The organism is Kitasatospora sp. MBT63, from assembly GCF_000710465.2.
In the GTDB taxonomy this organism is placed as follows: domain Bacteria; phylum Actinomycetota; class Actinomycetes; order Streptomycetales; family Streptomycetaceae; genus Kitasatospora.
This window is the reverse complement of the sequence record NZ_JAIZ01000119.1, coordinates 1-16,071: the sequence shown is the minus strand read 5'-3', so window position 1 is coordinate 16,071 and position 16,071 is coordinate 1. Positions and strand designations below refer to the sequence as shown.

General features: G+C 74.9%; 13 protein-coding genes. 6 read left to right on the top strand and 7 right to left on the bottom strand.

Annotated elements, in window-relative coordinates; genetic code table 11:
- Positions 1-238: 238 nt before the first annotated feature.
- Positions 239-961 carry a rhomboid-like protein gene (locus AA75_RS08050; protein WP_051811995.1) on the top strand — a complete coding sequence of 241 codons (723 nt, stop codon included), beginning with the start codon at positions 239-241 and terminating at the stop codon, positions 959-961.
- Positions 962-1,226: 265 nt separating this feature from the next.
- Here the strand turns inward: AA75_RS08050 and AA75_RS08045 are convergent, their stop codons facing one another.
- The 3 genes from AA75_RS08045 to soxR form a co-directional block, all read right to left on the bottom strand.
- Positions 1,227-1,616: a VOC family protein gene (locus AA75_RS08045; protein ID WP_033819123.1), complete on the bottom strand. Its 390-nt coding sequence runs from the start codon at positions 1,614-1,616 to the stop codon at positions 1,227-1,229.
- A 65-nt stretch (positions 1,617-1,681) separates the two neighbouring features.
- The gene (locus AA75_RS08040) at positions 1,682-2,533 is read right to left on the bottom strand and encodes an SAM-dependent methyltransferase (RefSeq protein WP_082526335.1); all 852 of its coding nucleotides are present in this window, start codon (positions 2,531-2,533) and stop codon (positions 1,682-1,684) included.
- Positions 2,534-2,656: 123 nt separating this feature from the next.
- A complete protein-coding gene (gene soxR, locus AA75_RS08035; protein WP_033819122.1) occupies positions 2,657-3,145 on the bottom strand; it encodes a redox-sensitive transcriptional activator SoxR in 489 nt (162 codons plus the stop codon).
- Positions 3,146-3,201: 56 nt separating this feature from the next.
- Between soxR and AA75_RS08030 the strand changes: the two genes are divergently transcribed.
- Complete coding sequence (locus AA75_RS08030) at positions 3,202-3,921, top strand: transketolase (RefSeq protein ID WP_033819121.1); 720 nt, start codon at positions 3,202-3,204, stop codon at positions 3,919-3,921.
- 74 nt (positions 3,922-3,995) lie between these two features.
- On the top strand, positions 3,996-4,913 hold the full coding sequence (locus tag AA75_RS08025; RefSeq protein ID WP_033819120.1) for a transketolase family protein: 918 nt from the start codon (positions 3,996-3,998) through the stop codon (positions 4,911-4,913).
- 112 nt (positions 4,914-5,025) lie between these two features.
- Here the strand turns inward: AA75_RS08025 and treZ are convergent, their stop codons facing one another.
- From treZ to glgX, 3 genes are all read right to left on the bottom strand, one after another.
- Positions 5,026-6,762: a malto-oligosyltrehalose trehalohydrolase gene (gene treZ, locus AA75_RS08020; RefSeq protein WP_033819119.1), complete on the bottom strand. Its 1,737-nt coding sequence runs from the start codon at positions 6,760-6,762 to the stop codon at positions 5,026-5,028.
- Positions 6,763-6,767: 5 nt separating this feature from the next.
- Positions 6,768-9,173 carry a malto-oligosyltrehalose synthase gene (gene treY / locus AA75_RS08015; RefSeq protein WP_033819118.1) on the bottom strand — a complete coding sequence of 802 codons (2,406 nt, stop codon included), beginning with the start codon at positions 9,171-9,173 and terminating at the stop codon, positions 6,768-6,770.
- Positions 9,174-9,277: 104 nt separating this feature from the next.
- Positions 9,278-11,395, bottom strand: a complete 2,118-nt coding sequence (gene glgX, locus AA75_RS08010; RefSeq protein ID WP_033819117.1) for a glycogen debranching protein GlgX — start codon at positions 11,393-11,395, stop codon at positions 9,278-9,280.
- A 542-nt stretch (positions 11,396-11,937) separates the two neighbouring features.
- Here glgX and AA75_RS08005 point away from each other — a divergent pair.
- From AA75_RS08005 to AA75_RS07995, 3 genes are all read left to right on the top strand, one after another.
- Positions 11,938-13,059, top strand: a complete 1,122-nt coding sequence (locus AA75_RS08005; protein ID WP_233288961.1) for an SAV2148 family HEPN domain-containing protein — start codon at positions 11,938-11,940, stop codon at positions 13,057-13,059.
- 165 nt (positions 13,060-13,224) lie between these two features.
- Positions 13,225-14,457 (top strand): iron uptake transporter deferrochelatase/peroxidase subunit, encoded by a 1,233-nt coding sequence (gene efeB, locus AA75_RS08000; RefSeq protein ID WP_033819115.1) that lies wholly within the window; start codon positions 13,225-13,227, stop codon positions 14,455-14,457.
- 138 nt (positions 14,458-14,595) lie between these two features.
- Positions 14,596-15,297: an exonuclease domain-containing protein gene (locus tag AA75_RS07995; protein WP_033819114.1), complete on the top strand. Its 702-nt coding sequence runs from the start codon at positions 14,596-14,598 to the stop codon at positions 15,295-15,297.
- A gap of 51 nt (positions 15,298-15,348) precedes the next feature.
- Here the strand turns inward: AA75_RS07995 and AA75_RS07990 are convergent.
- Positions 15,349-16,071, bottom strand: a 723-nt coding sequence (locus AA75_RS07990) for a polysaccharide deacetylase family protein (RefSeq protein WP_233288960.1), incomplete at its 5' end; no start/stop codon positions are given.

The window sequence follows — 16,071 nt, the reverse complement described above, 5'->3', positions numbered from 1 at the left end:
GACATCGGTGCCGGTTTTGGTCAAGGTATGACCGTCACATGCCATGATCAGATCACGGGCGAGCACTCCCGGCCCCGGGAGAACGCCGGGTACCCGGCCGGTGGCATCGCCGCAGCCCGAGCCCGGCCCCGGCCCCCACGCCGGTCGGCCCCGGACCGGGCGCCCCGTCACCGTCCCTCGCACCAAGGGCAGTCGGGTTCCCCCCCGCGGAGACCGATGCCCAGATCGGAGCCATCCAGTGGCACCCCGCCGCCCGCTGCACGCCGTCCTGGCCTACCCGAAGCGCTCACCGGTGACCTTCGGGTACGTCTGCATGCTGCTGGCCACCCATGCCTGGGTCAGCTACGGGCTGCCGGCCGACCGCGCCTCGTCCCTCCTGCGCCACATCAGCACCAACCTGACCAACCTCACCGACCACCCGGTCCAGGCCCTGATCGGCAGCACGCTGTTCTTCGACGGCACCCTGACGGACGTCGCCTCGCTGGAGTTCCCGGCCACCTTCATCACCCTGGGCCTCGGCGTCTGCTGCTTCCTCGCCCGCGCGGAACGGCGCTGGGGAGCGCTCCGCGCGTTCGGGGTCTTCCTGGCCGGCCACATCGGCGCGACGCTGCTCACCGCCGTGGTCATCATCCTCGCGCTCCGGCAGGGCTGGTACGACGACAGCGTCCGGAACACCCTCGACTTCGGCATCAGCTACGGCGCCCAGACCGTGCTGGCCGCCTGCACCGCCGGCCTGCCGCGCTGGGCCCGGCTGCCGTGGGCGGCCTTCGTCCTCGCCTGGCCGCTCGGCGGCGTCGACTGGTCCGAGCCGCTTCCGGACTTCACCGCCATCGGCCACCTCCTCGCCGCCGCCCTCGGCTTCGCCCTCCTCCTGGCCCGCCCCGAGACCCGGTGGGGCCGATCCGGCCGCACCGCCACCGCCGCGGCGACCGAGCCCGTGGCCGGCCCGCGTCGGTCGTAGCGCCTGATGGTCGGCGCCGGTGCAGGACTGTGCGGGACCGGTCCGGAGTCGTGGAGCGCGGGCACGGCTGTCCTCCGGCGGGTGCGGCGGTGTCCGCAGGACCCTACCGGCCGCCTCCGACGGCTCCGCCGGCCGCGGAGCCACCTGGTGCACGAGACACGCCCCCGGGCCGGGGGGATCGCAGGTGCGGCCCGCGGCGCGGGGGCGCCTTTGCAAGGTCCCGCCGGGTCCGTCCGACGCGACTTCGCAAGCGCGCCCTCGGGGCTCAGTCCTTCGGCTGGAGCAGGTCCCAGCGGTTGCCGTACAGGTCCTCGAAGACCGCGACCGTGCCGTACGGCTCGTACCGCGGCTCCTCGAGGAAACGGACCCCGGCGGCGGTCATCCGGCCGTGGTCGGCCTCGAAGTCGTCGGTGATCAGGAAGTGGCCGCCCCGGCCGCCGGTCTGGTCGCCGATCCGGGCCTCCTGCCCGGGGCCGTCGGCCCGGGCGAGGAGCAGGCCGGACTCGCGCGAGCCGCGCGGGGCGACCACCACCCAGCGCTTGCCTGCGCCGCGCGGGGTGTCCTCGCGCAGCTCGAAGCCGAGGGAGCCGACGTAGAACGCGATGGCCTCGTCGTAGTCGCGGACCAGCAGGGCGGTGAGGGAGATGTGGGACATGCCCGCGATTCTCCCAGGTCCCCGTCCACCGGTCCCGCGCCCGGCCCGCGCCCGGCTCCCGCGGACTACGCCTTGCGGCCGACCGCCGCCCAGATCGCCACCTCGTGGTCGGTCGGCTCGGGCTCCTGGTCGGGCCGCCACTGCGGGGCCGTGACCAGGCCCGGCTCGGCGAGCTCCAGTCCCTCGAAGAACCGTGCCACCTGCTCCCGGCTGCGCATGCTGAGCTGGGCGGTGGCGGCCCGGTAGACCGCCGGGCCCTTCGCGGCCTGCTCCGGGGTGGTGAAGTCGCCAGTGGCGTGCGAGAGCGCGAGGTGGCTGCCGGCCGGCAGGGCGTCCAGCAGGGTGCGCACGATGCCGTACGGGTCGTCCGCGTCGTCGATGAAGTGCAGGACGGCGAAGAGCAGCAGGCCGACCGGCCGGTCGAAGTCGATGACCGCCCGGACCGCCGGGTCGGCCAGGATCGCCTTCGGGTCGCGCAGGTCGCCCTGGACCACGCTGACGCTGCCGCCCGCCGAGCCGGCCAGCAGGGCCCGGCCGTGGACCAGCACTATCGGGTCGTTGTCCACGTACGCGACCCGGGCCTGCGGCAGGATCTCCTGGGCGACCTCGTGGGTGTTGCCCGCGGTGGGTATGCCGGTGCCGATGTCCAGGAACTGGGTGATGCCCTGCTCGGCGAGGTGCCGCACCGCGCGCTGCAGGAAGGCGCGGTTGGCACGGGCGCTGATCCGGACCAGCGGGCCCAGCGAGACGACCTGCTCGGCGGCCTCCCGGTCGGCCGGGAAGTTGTCCTTGCCGCCCAGGTAGTAGTCGTACATCCGGGCCGGGTGCGGCACGTCGGGACGCAGGTCGACCGGCACGTGCGGCTCCTCGTCCTCGCCCGACATCCAGTCCAGCGAGACGTCCTGATGGTCGGTCATCGGATTTCCCCCGTTGCGCTCGTGCTGTCGCAGGCAGCATAGACGGGACCGGCGGGGTTGCCGGGGCACAACGGGCAACTGGGTCCGGCCGGCATCCGCGGAGAGCCGCCGCCCGGCCGCCGGTCAGCCGTTCTCCGGCAGCGGCTCGGGGCCGGCCTCCGGGTCCCCGGTGCGCAGGTAGCGCGCGCCGCTGCCGGCCAGGCCGGCCCGGTCGTGGGCGTTGTAGAGCGCGCAGCGGGTCAGTGACAGGCAGCCGCAGCCGATGCAGCCGGTCAGCTTGCGCTTCATCAGCTCCAGTTCGGCGATCTGCTGGTCGATCCGGCCCTGCCAGGTCCGGGCGACGCCGTTCCACTCCTCGTGGTTGGGGGCCCGGTCGACCGGCAGCCGGTCCAGCGCCGTCCTGACCTCCTCCAGTGACAGTCCGACCTGCTGGGCGGCCCGGACGAACGCCACCCGGCGCAGCGTGGCGCGGGCGAACCGGCGCTGGTTGCCGGTGGTGCGCTCGGAGTGGATCAGGCCCATCCGCTCGTAGTAGCGCAGCGCGGAGGCGGCCAGGCCGCTGCGGTCGGCGAGCTGGCCGATGGTCAGGAGGTCGTGCCGGGAGGGTCCCATGGCTGCCGAGGATAGCCGCTTGACCTGAAGCTCACTTCAAGTTGCAGGATCTTGCCATGACCACCGCAGCCACCACCGAGCGGCAGTCCGCGGCCTCCTACGGGTTCGCCGACCTGCCCGACCTGCTCTCCCTGATGACCGGCGCCGAGAAGCACGGCGCGGCCGCCACCTCCACCCTCGACGTCCTGTGGGTGCTCTACGACCGGGTCCTGCGGGTCTCCCCGGACACCGTCGACGCCCCCGACCGGGACAGGTTCCTGCTCTCCAAGGGCCACGGCCCGATGGCCTACTACGCCGTGCTGGCGGCCAAGGGCTTCCTGCCGGCCGACCTGCTGACCGGCTTCGGCACCTACGACTCCCCGCTCGGCCACCACCCGGACCGGCTGCTCGTCCCGGGCGCCGAGATCGGTTCCGGCTCGCTCGGCCACGGGCTGCCGCTCGCCGTCGGCACCGCACTCGGGCTGCGGGCCCGGGGGCTGACCGACCCGGCGGTGTGGGTGCTGCTCGGCGACGCCGAGTTCGACGAGGGCAGCAACCACGAGGCGGTGGCCTACGCCGGTGCGGCCGGGCTGGAGCGGCTGCACACCGTCGTCATCGACAACGCCTCCGCCACGCACGGCTGGCGCGGCGGCATCGCCGCCCGGTTCGAGGCCGAGGGCTGGTCGGCCGAGACCGTCGACGGGCGCGACCACGAAGCCCTGTACCGCGCGTTCACCGCCCCGCACCCGGGCCGCCCGCACGCGGTGATCGCCCGCGTCGAGCCCAAGAACGCCTGAACGCCCCGCCCGCCCAGCCGCCCCGCCCGCCGCTCCCGTCCCACCGCTCCCGCCACCACCGCAGAGGAACCCAGATGGACACCGTCGAGACCATGCGAGACCGCTTCATCGACATCACCGCCGGCCTGCTCGACACCGACCCCCGGCTGGCCGTGGTGCTCGCGGACATCAGCGCGGCCGGCTTCGCGGACGCCGCGGTCCGGCACCCCCACCGCGTGATCAACGTCGGCATCCGCGAGCAGCTGCTGATCGGCGCGGCCGGCGGGCTGGCGCTGGCGGGCCTGCGGCCGGTCGCGCACACCTTCGCCAGCTTCCTGGTCGAGCGCCCCTTCGAACAGGTCAAGCTCGACCTCGGCCACCAGGGCGTCGGCGCGGTCCTGGTGAGCGCCTCCGGATCGTACGACTGGCCGGCCGGCGGGCGCACCCACATGGCACCCGGGGACGTCGCCCTGCTCGACACCCTGCCCGGCTGGAACGTCCACGTCCCCGGCCACCCGGACGAGGCCGAGGCGCTGCTGCGGCACGCCGCGGCGGCCGGCGACAGCCTCCAGTACGTGCGGCTGTCCGTGCACAGCAACGCGTACGCCCTGCCGGTCGAGCCCGGGCGCTTCCTGACGGTCCGGCAGGGCAACGGGCCGGTCGTGCTGGCGGTCGGGCCGATGCTGGACGCGGTCCTGATGGCCACCGAGGGGCTGGACGTCACGGTGCTGTACGCCGCCACCGTGCGGCCGTTCGACGCGGCGGGCCTGCGGGCCGCCCTCGGCGGCGTCGCCGACGTGGTCCTGGTCGAGCCCTACCTGGCGGGCACCTCCGCCAACGCGGCCCACGACGCGCTCGCCCACCTCCCGCACCGCGTCCTCGCCCTCGGCGTTCCCCGCGAGGAGCACCGCCACTACGGCACCATCCCCGAGCACCTGGCCGCGTACGGCCTCGACGCGGCGGGCCTGCGGCGGCGGATCACCGACTTCCTGGACCACGGCCGCACGGCGTGAGGCACGGGGCTTCGGGCGGGGCCGTTCCCGCCGTTGCCGTCGTGAGGTGGGTGGTGTTCCCGTTCCGCGCAGTTCCCCGCGCCCCTGTGGGGGCGCGCCGGGAGGGGGTACCTCAGCCGACGTGGATCACCGCCGTCGAGTCGGGGCCGAGCACCAGTGTTCCATCGCCGCCGGGCCGGGCCTCGCCGAAGGCGGCGAGGGTCCGTGCGTAGGGGGCGTCGAGGGGGACGGCGGTGGTCCCGGTGCCGCCGATCCGCACGGCGACGCGGTACGGGCCGCGCCGCACCACCAGCACTCCTTCCGCGCGGTCGTGGTCGACCCGGACCGCCGCGAGGTCCGGGTCCATCAGCTCGGGGGCGGCGCGCCGCAGCCGGATCAGCTGCCGGTACCAGTCGAGGAGGCGGGCGTGCCGGGGGAGAGCGGGCTCGGACCAGTCCAGGGTGGAGCCGAGGACGGTGGAGCGGGCCTGCGGATCGGGGACGTCCTCCGCGGCCCAGCCGTGTTCCGCGAACTCCCGCCGCCGGCCCTGCCGGACGGCCTCGGCGAGCCCCGGGTCGGTGTGGTCGGTGAAGTACTGCCAGGGGGTGGCCGCGCCCCACTCCTCGCCCATGAAGAGCATCGGCGTGAACGGCGAGGTCAGCACCAGCGCCGCCCCCGCCGCGAGACGCCCCTGCGGCAGCGAGGCGGACAGCCGGTCCCCGGTGGCCCGGTTGCCGACCTGGTCGTGGGTCTGCAGGTAGCCGAGCAGCCGGTGCCCGTACCCGGTGGGGAACGGGCGGCCGTGCCGGCGCCCGCGGAACGTCGACCGGGTGCCGTCGTGGAAGAACCCACGGGTCAGCGTCTTGGCCACGGCCGCGTACGGGTCCTCGGCGAAGTCGCCGTAGTAGCCCTGGGATTCGCCGGTCAGCAGGGTGTGCAGGGCGTGGTGGAAGTCGTCGCTCCACTGCGCGGTCAGCCCGAGACCGCCGGCCTGGCGCGGGCCGGTGGTCCGCGGGTCGTTCAGGTCGGACTCGCCGACCAGGAACAGCGGGCGGCCGGTCGCCGCCGCCAACCGGTCGACCTCGCCGGCGAGTTCCTCCAGGAACGGCAGCGCCCGGTCGTCCGCCAGGGCGTGCACGGCGTCCAGCCGCAGCCCGTCGATCCGGTAGTCCCGCAGCCAGGCCAGCGCGCTGCCGATCAGGTAGTCGCGGACCTCGTCGGAGCCCGGCGCGTCCAGGTTGACGGCGGCGCCCCACGGAGTGTGGTGCCGCTCGGTGAAGTACGGGCCGAAGGCGGGCAGGTAGTTGCCGGACGGCCCGAGGTGGTTGTGGACCACGTCCAGCACCACGCCGAGCCCGTGCCGGTGCGCTGCGTCGACGAACCGCTTCAGCCCGTCCGGGCCGCCGTACGGCTCGTGCACCGCCCACAGCGACACCCCGTCGTAGCCCCACCCGTACCGGCCGGGGAACGGGCAGACCGGCATCAGCTCGACCAGGTCCACCCCCAGCTCGACCAGGTGGCCGAGCCGCTCGGCGGCCGCGTCGAAGGTCCCCGCCGGGGTGAAGGTCCCCACGTGCAGCTCGTACAGCACCGCCCCGGGCAGCGCCCGGCCCGACCACGCGGTGTCCGACCAGGCGAAGGCGGTGTGGTCGACGGCCCGGCTGGGGCCGTCGGGCCCGTACGGCTGGCGCGGCGAACGCGGGTCGGGCAGCGCCGGACCGCCGTCGAGGCGGAAGCCGTAGTCCCCGGCCGGCGCCTGGCCGTGCCACCAGCCGGGCCGCCCGCCGTCCGGCTGCAGCGGGTGCGCCGCACCCGCCACCTCCACCTCGACCCGGCCGGCGGCCGGCGCCCACACCTCGTACCGCCGCACCCCCGTCACGGCCGCGGCCCCGGCGTCAGCAGCGCGACCGGGAGGTGTTCCAGCAGATCGGCGACGCGCGCCGGGCCGCCCGGGAAGTGGCGCCCGGTCAGCTCGTCGGTCCACGACCCCGGCGGCAGGGCCAGCGCGGTGTCCGCCCAGCCGCCGCGCCGGTGCAGCCCGTACGGCAGCCGGGTGGCCAGCGCCAGCACGTCCTCGCCGCGGCCGAAGGCGAGCAGGTGCTCGGCGGCCGGGCCGGTCGCGGCCAGCGGGCGGTACGAGCCGAACGGGTGGGTACGGCGCAGGTGCAGTGCGGTGGTGGTCAGGTGCAGCTTCTCCCGGGCGAGGTCGCCGGGTCGGTCGGCCGGTGAGTCGGTCAGCCGGACGGCGAGCGCGCCGAGGTCCACCGGCGCCCGGTTGTCCGGGTCGACCAGGGTGTACAGCGGCTCCTCGCTGCCCTGGTAGAGGTCGGGCACCCCGGGCGCGGCCAGCTGCAGCAGCGCCGCGGAGAGGCTGTTGCTGCGGGCGAACGGCGCCAGCAGCTGGACCAGGCCGTCGATCCGCGGGCAGAGCCCGATGTTGCCGAGCACGCCCCGGGCGTACTCGGTCAGCCGCCGTTCGAACCGCTCGTCGGGGGCCGTCCAGGAGGTGTGCACCTTGGCCTCGCGGGCCGACTTCAGCAGGGTGCTGACCAGCCGTTCGGGGCCGATCGGCCAGGCAGCGACCAGGGTCTGCCAGAGCAGCCAGGCCGTGGGGCGGTCCGGGCACGGCCCCGCGGCCGTGGTCCAGGCCGCGCACTCGGCCGCCCACAGCTCGGGCAGCTCGGTGAGCACCGCCAGCCGGGCCCGGGCGTCCGCGCTGCGCTTGGTGTCGTGGGTGGACAGCGCCGTCATGGCGGACGGCCGGTGCTGCTCCAGCTCGGCGCACCAGCGGTGGAAGTCGGCCGGGCGCACCCCCGGGCGGCCGGGGTCGCCGCCGACCTCGTTCAGGGCGAGCAGCGCGGTCCAGCGGTAGAACGCGGTGTCCTCGACGCCCTTGGCGGCCACCGCCGACGCGGTCTGCCCGAACCGGGCGCAGAACTCGTCCTTCGCGGGGCTGCGCCCGAGCCGCCCGAGCGCCAGGTCGCGGACCAGGGCGACGGTGGGCCCGGGCTCCTCGCCGGCCTCGCGCAGCGCCTCGAAGACGGTGTCGAACTCCGCGACCGCCTCCGCCGGGGCGCTCTCGCCCGGCACCACGTACGGCCGGTACACCGGGTACTCGGTGAGCAGCGCCCGCAGCGCGTGCCGCAGCTCGCCCGCGCCGTGGTCGGCGAGCGCCGGTTCGGCGGCGCAGATCCGTGCGGCGAGCCGGACGGCGCGCTCCACCTCGGCGGCCAGCTCGCCGTCGGGGGCGGTCAGCTCGGCGCGGGCCAGCCGGCCCGCCTCGGCGGCGCCGGTCCGGTCGGCGACGTCCCGCTGGTACGCGGTGACCAGCCGCTCGGCGCCCGCGTGGTCGGTCAGCACGCCGTCGATCCGGCGCAGCGCGTCGTACCCGGTGGTGCCGGCGCACGGCCAGTCGGCGGGCAGCCGCTCCTCACCGGTGAGGATCTTCTCCACCACGGTGTACGCGCCGCCGGTGGCCGCGGCGAGCTGCCGCAGGTAGCCGCGCGGGTCGGCGAGGCCGTCGGGGTGGTCGATCCGGAAGCCGTCCAGCACCCCTTCGGCGTGCAGCCGCAGCAGGGTGCGGTGGGTGGCCTCGAAGACCTCCGGGACCTCGACCCGGACCGCGATCAGCTCGTTGACGGTGAAGAACCGCCGGTAGTTCAGCTCCTCGGAGGACAGCCGCCACCAGGCCAGCCGGTACCACTGGCGGGCCAGCAGCCGCTCCAGCGGCAGTGCCCCGGTGCCGGGCCGCAGCGGGAAGGCGTGGTCGTGGTAGCGCAGCACGTCGCCGTCGACGGTGAGCTGGTCGAGTACTGCGCCGAGCCGGTCGCCGAGCAGCGGCAGCAGCAGCCGGCCGCGTCCGGGCGCGTCCTCGGGGCCGGGCTGGGCGGTCCAGTCGATGTCGAACCAGGGCGCGTACGGCGAGTCGGGGCCGTCGCGCAGGACCTCCCACAGCGGGCGGTTGAGCTGCTCGGGGACGGGCAGCGCCATGTGGTTGGGGACCACGTCGGCGATCAGGCCGAGGCCGTGCCGGCGGGCCTCGGCGGCCAGCGCGCGCAGCGCCGGCTCGCCGCCGAGCTGCTCGCTGATCCGGGTGTGGTCGACGGTGTCGTAGCCGTGGGTGGAGCCGGGGACGGCTTCCAGCAGCGGCGACAGGTGCAGGTGCGAGACGCCGAGGGCGGCCAGGTAGGGCACCGCGCGCTCGGCGTCGTGCAGGGTGAAGCCGGGCTGGAGCTGGAGCCGGTAGCTGGCCGTCGGCGGTCGGGCGGCGGCTGAGGTCATGCGGTGATGCCTACCCGTGCGGCGGGCGGGTTACCTCCGTCCTGGTACGAATGGCGCAGTGCAGCGGTGGTGGCGGGGGGCGCCGGGGCCGGTGGTGGGGCGGCTCAGGCGGGCCGCTGGAGGACCAGCAGGGAGCGGTCGGCGAGCCACAGGGTGTCGCCGGCTTTCACCCGGGTGCCGGTGCCGGGGGCGGGCAGCACCGGCAGGGTGGTGTCGACCACCACCACCCAGGCCTCGCCGTGGCCGGCCGGGACGGTGAACTCCAGCTGTTCGGAGCTGGCGTTGAAGAGCAGCAGGAAGGAGTCGTCGACGATCTTCCCGCCGCGCCGGTCGGGCTCGGAGATGGCGTTGCCGTTGAGGAAGACGGTGAGCGACTTGGCGTAGCTGGTGGACCAGTCCCGCTTGGTCATCTCCTCGCCCGCGGGGGTGAACCAGGCGATGTCGGTCAGGTCGTCGTGGGTGCCGGAGACCGGGCGGCCGTGGAAGAACCGGCGGCGGCGGAACACCGGGTGGTCGCGGCGCAGCCAGATCATGCCCTGGGTGAACTCCAGCAGCTCGGCCTGCGGTCCGCGGCCCTCGGGCCAGTGCACCCAGGTGAGCTCGTTGTCCTGGCAGTAGGCGTTGTTGTTGCCCTGCTGGGTGCGGCCGAGCTCGTCGCCGTGCGAGAGCATCGGGACGCCCTGGGAGAGCATCAGGGTGGCGATGAAGTTGCGCTGCTGGCGGGCTCTGAGCGCGAGCACGGCCTGGTCCTCGGTGTCGCCCTCGGCACCGCAGTTCCAGGAGCGGTTGAAGGACTCGCCGTCCCGGCTGTCCTCGTGGTTGGCCTCGTTGTGCTTGTCGTTGTACGAGACCAGGTCGCGCAGGGTGAAGCCGTCGTGGCAGGTGACGAAGTTGATGGAGGCGATCGGGCGGCGGCCGTCGTCCTGGTACAGGTCGGAGGAGCCGGTCAGCCGGGAGCCGAACTCGGCCAGCGTCGCGGTCTCGCCGCGCCACAGGTCGCGGACGGTGTCGCGGTACATGCCGTTCCACTCGGTCCACAGCGGCGGGAAGTTGCCGACCTGGTAGCCGCCCTCGCCGAGGTCCCAGGGTTCGGCGATCAGTTTGGCCTGGGAGACCACCGGGTCCTGCTGGACCAGGTCGAAGAACGAGGACAGCCGGTCGACCTCGTGGAACTGCCGTGCCAGGGTGGCCGCGAGGTCGAAGCGGAAGCCGTCGACGTGCATCTCGGTGACCCAGTAGCGCAGCGAATCCATGATCATCTGGAGTACGTGCGGGCTGCGCATCAGCAGGCTGTTGCCGGTGCCGGTGGTGTCCTCGTAGAACCGCTGGTCCTTGGCGAGCCGGTAGTACGAGACGTTGTCCAGGCCGCGGAAGGAGAGCGTCGGGCCCAGGTGGTTGCCCTCGGCGGTGTGGTTGTAGACCACGTCGAGGATCACCTCGATGCCGGCCGCGTGCAGCGCCTTCACCATCGACTTGAACTCCTGCACCTGCTGCCCGCGGTCCCCGGTGGAGGAGTACGAGGAGTGCGGGGCGAAGAAGCCGATGGTGTTGTAGCCCCAGTAGTTGGACAGGCCGAGGTCGCGCAGCCGGTGGTCGCGGACGAACTGGTGCACCGGCATCAGCTCGATCGCGGTGACGCCCAGCTTGGCCAGGTGCTCGATCACCGCCGGGTGGGCCAGCGCCGCGTAACTGCCGCGGATCTCCTCGGGGATGCCGGGGTGCAGCTTGGTCAGGCCCTTGACGTGGGCCTCGTAGAGCACGGTGCGGTGGTAGTCGGTGCGCGGCGGCCGGTCGGTGCCCCAGTCGAAGTACGGGTTGATCACCACCGAGTGCATGGTGTGCGGGGCGGAGTCCAGGTCGTTGCGCCGCTCGGGGGCGCCGAAGTGGTACCCGTACACCGACTCGTCCCAGTCGATGTTCCCGCTCATCGCCTTGGCGTACGGGTCCAGCAGCAGCTTGGCGCTGTTGTGCCGCTGGCCGAGGCCCGGGTTGTGCGGGCCGTGCACCCGGAAGCCGTACCGCTGGCCCGGCTGGACGCCGGGCAGGTAGGCGTGCCGGACGAAGGCGTCCGTCTCGCGCAGCTCGATGGCGGTCTCCGAGCCGTCCTCCGCGATCAGGCACAGCTCGATCCGGTCGGCGCTCTCGGAGAACACCGCGAAGTTGGTGCCGGCTCCGTCGTAGGTGGCGCCGAGCGGGTACGGCTGCCCTGGCCAGACCTGCATATTCCCTCAACTTCCGTGTAGCGGACGGTCATTGGCGCCCACAGCCGGTGTTCCCGGCGGAGCCCCGCGGCATGTACCACCCGTCCGTACCGTGACGCACGGCACATGTCGCATACTCCCCAACGGCTGCCCGCAGACCGAACCCATTCACCACTTGTTCGCCCGAACGGGTGTCCGCTGGCCGAAAGTGACGGTGTTTCGACTCGCGTGACCGGTCAGTTGATCGGATCGTCGTGCCGCCAACGGGCTGCGCCCCGCGTGAGCGGGGCAGTACCCTTGATCGTCCGGCACGCCCACCGGACCACGTGCCGGCCCAGGACACCCCCGGGGCCGCCACGGTTGAGACCGTGTCAGTGGACGGCCCGTCACCCCGGTGAGCGGAAGGCCGAGAGGTGAGGTGGCGCATGGGGTTCCCCGCCGACGGCCAGGGCGGGCCCGAGCAGGGCCCCCGGCGCAGCGAGGCGCCCACCCTGGTGATGCGGCCCTCCGGCGGCCCGCGCACCACCGTCCCGGGCCAGGCCGGCCCGGTCGAGGGCCCGCTGATGGCCTGGACCGCCGGCGAGTGGGAGAGCGCCTACCGTCGGGTCCGGCTGGCCGGCCGGGCCTACGTCTGGCTCAACCTGGTCGAGCAGAAGATGCGCGCCCTGGTCGACGTGGTGCTGCGCCCGCTGTACGCGCCCGCCCACGGCGAGGACTGGGTCACCGCCGCGGCCGGACCGGCCGGCGAGGAGTGGGTGCACCGGGCCGCCGCCGTCCGCGAGGTCAGCCGCCGCAAGGGCTACCTGCTCGACCCGGCCGACGACGACCCGCTGGTCTTCCTCACCCTGCCCCAGCTGCGCGAGCTGATGGTGCAGCACTGGCCCTGCTTCGAGCCGTACCTGGTGGACCGCCGCGAGGTCGAACTGGCGCTGGACGAGCTGGAGGTCGCCCGGCACGTGGTCTCCCGCAACCGCAGCCTGTCGCAGACCGTGCTCGACCAGACCGAGCGCGCCGCCGCCCGGCTGCTCGCGCTGCTCGACGGCGGCCACGGCGGGGTGCCCGCCGACGTGGTCGAGGAGCTGGTCGCCGGGCGCTACGCGGACGTGGTCGCGGTCCACGCCGACCGGGTCGGCCTGCAGCGCGAACTGCCGGTCGAGGATCTGCTGGACGGCGCCCGCCGGCTGGACGCGGTGGGCATCGGGCTCGGCATGCTCTGCCAGAACTACACCGGCAAGCGGCTGGTCCGGCTCGCCACCGACGGCTGCCGGGTCCGGCTGCTGTTCCTCAACCCCGCCTCCAGCGCCGTCCGCCGCCGCGAGCGCGAGCTCGGCATCGGCCGGGGCGAGCTGTCCCGCTCGATCGAGATGAACATCATGCACGTGCGCCGGGTCCGGGCCCGGCTGCGCGACCAGGGCGGGTTCGAGATCCGGGTCTTCGACGAGATGCCCCGCTTCACCGCGTACCTGGTCGAGGGCCCGCGCACGGCCGGGCCCGGCGGCCGCCGCCGCTCCACCGACTACGGCGTGGTCCAGCCCTACCTGCGCCGGGCCCGCGGCATCGAGTCGCCGGCCCTGGTGCTGCGCGGCGGGGCCGGGCAGGAGCCGGGCGGCACCGAGCCGGGCCTGCTGGAGGTCTACCGGGAGGAGTTCGAGGGCGTCTGGGCGGACTCCAGGGCGGTCTCCTGACCTCGGGCGGGCGCCGACCGGCACCGGCCCCGGCTGCGGGCCTGCGCCAGGCGGCCCAGCGCGGGTTGCCGCCGGTGATCACCACGGATACCAACAGGTGAGCGGCGCGTCCCCCCGACCTGGACGGCCGCGGCCCGCACCTCCGTGACCCAGGGAGCCCGCCCGATGACCAGTCAGCCCGCCGCCGAGGCCGGCCCGGACCGCCGCAGCCTGCTGAGGACCGCCGCCCTCGCCACCGGCGCCCTCGCCCTGCCGGTCACCGCCGCCACGGCGGCCACCGCCGGCGCGGCCGAGCCGCCCCCGGCCGCCCGGCGGATCCCCTTCCTCGGGCCGCACCAGGCCGGGGTCACCACCCCGGCGCAGCCCTTCGCCACCTTCGTCGCCTGCAACGTCCAGGCCGCCGACCGGGCCGCACTCGAGCAGCTGCTGCGCACCCTGACCCGGCGGATCGGCTACCTCACGGCCGGCGGCCCGCCGCCCGACCCGGCCGGGGACAGCGGGATGCTCGGACCACTCGTCCCGGCGGACGGCCTCACCGTCACGGTCGGCGTCGGCGCCTCGCTGTTCGACCAGCGGTACGGCCTGGCCGCCGCCCGGCCGGTGCGGCTGACCGCGATGCGGGCCTTCCCCGGCGACCGGATGCAGGACGGCGCCACCCACGGCGACCTCTCGCTGCAGATCTGCGCGGACAGCCGCGACACCGTGCTGCACGCGCTGCGCGACCTGCTGCTGCACAGCGCGGGCGGGCTGCAGCTGCGCTGGCGGATCGACGGCTTCCAGAACGCCTCCCGCCCGGACGGCGCCCAGCGCAACCTGATGGGCTTCAAGGACGGCATCGCCAACCCCGACACCGGCTCCGACCGCGAGATGGACCGGCTGGTCTGGGTCGGCCCGGGCAGCGGGGAGCCCGCCTGGGCGGTCGGCGGCAGCTACCAGGTGATCCGGGTGATCCGGATGCGCGCCGAGGCCTGGGACGCCTTACCGCTCGCCGCCCAGGAGGCCGTCATCGGCCGTCACAAGGACAGCGGCGCCCCGCTCGGCGGCGCCGCCGAGACCGACCAGCCGGACTTCGCCACCACCCCGCAGGGCTCGCCGGTCCCGCCGGACGCGCACATCAGGCTGGCCAACCCGCGCAACCGGGAGAGCGCCGACAGCCGGATCCTGCGCCGCGGCTACAACTACGACCGCGGCGCCGACGCCACCGGCGGACTCGACCTCGGGCTGCTGTTCTGCTGCTACCAGCAGGACGTGGCCCGCCAGTTCGAAGCCGTGCAGACCCGGCTCGACGGCGAGCCGCTGGCCGCCTTCACCGTGCCCACCGGCGGCGGCTACTTCTTCGCGCTGCCGGGCGTCCGGGACGAGGAGGACTGGCTCGGGCGCGGCCTGCTGGCCGGCTGACCGCCGCCGTCCCGCCGTCCCGCCGTCCCGGCCGCCGGGCCGCCGTCCGTCCGCGAACGGCGGCCCGGCGGCCGGGCTGTCACAGGTGCAGGCCATGATGGAGCCCGTCACGGCAGCACAGACGGAAGGACGTGCCAGATGAGCTGGTGGAAGGGGCCACTGACCGGCTTCGACCTGGAGACCACGGGCACGGATCCGGAGCACTCCCGGATCGTCAGCGCCGCCCTGGTGGACACGCTGGGCGGCCGCACCGAGGCCGCCACCGGCTGGCTGCTCGACCCCGGCGTGCCGATACCCGCCGAGGCGACGGCCGTCCACGGCATCGCCGACGCCGACGCGCGCGGCCGGGGCCGCCCGGCCGCCGAAGGGGTGGAGGAGATCGCCCGCGCCCTGTGCGAGCGGCTGTCGGCCGGCCGGCCGGTGGTGCTCTTCAACGCCCCGTTCGACCTCTCGCTGCTCGACGCGGAGTTGCGCCGGTACGGCCTCCCGGGCCTGGCCGAGCGCCTCGGCGGCCGGGTCGGCCCGGTGCTGGACGCGCTGGTGATCGACCGCACCGTCGACAAGTACCGCAAGGGTTCCCGGACCCTGCAGCGGGTCTGCGAGGTGTACGGGGTCGAGCTGGCCGACGCGCACCAGGCGGGCAGCGACGCGCTGGCCGCGGTCCGGGTCGCGGTTGCGATCGGCGAGCGGTACCCGGCGCAGGCCGGGGAGCTGACCCCGGAGCAGCTGCACGACCGCCAGATCGACTGGTACCGGGCCTGGGCCGAGGGGCTGCAGGCCTGGCTGCGGCAGGGCAAGGAGCCGGGGGCGGTGGTCGACCAGCGCTGGCCGCTGCGCTGAGGCCGGCCCGGCGGTCCGCGGCGCCCCGGACGTCCGGCCGGCCGGAGGGTGTCAGGAGGCGGGGAAGTCGAAGCGGTAGCCCTGCGCGGTGAGCCAGGGCAGTAGTTGGGCGAGGGCCGCCACGGTCTGGCTGCGGTCGCCGCCGCCGTCGTGCAGCAGCACCACGCCGCCGGGCCGCAGGGTGCGCTGGACGTTGGCGACGATGGCGGCCACGCCCGGCCGGGCCCAGTCGCGCGGGTCGACCGACCAGCTGAGCGAGCGCATGCCGGCCGCGGCGGCGATCTGCTCGTTCTCGGCGGTGAAGTCGCCGCCCGGGGCCCGGAACCAGCCGACCTCGGCGCCCGGCCCCGCGGCCGCGGTGATCATGTCCTTGGCGGCGGTTATCTCGGACACCTGCCGGTCGTGCGCCAGGGTGTGCATCGGCTGGGGGTGGTGCACGGTGTGGTCGCACAGCCGGTGGCCCTCGGCGAGGATCCGGCGCACCGTCGCGGCGTAGGCGGTGGCGTTGGGGCCGATCTGGCAGAAGGTCGCGTGGGCGTGGTAGCGGGCCAGCAGGTCGAGGATCTGGCCGGTGGCGGGCCCCGGGCCGTCGTCGAAGGTGAGGGCCACCGTCCGGCCGCCGGAGGCGGTGGAGCGGATCAGCGCGGTGGCGCCCGCCGGCGGCGGCGCCTGCGGGGCGGAGGGCGTGGGGCTGCCCGCGGACGGCGTGGTGGTGCCGGGTGCCGGGGTGCCGGGCCGGGGTGCGGCGGGCCGGGGGGTGCCCGGCCCGGCCGG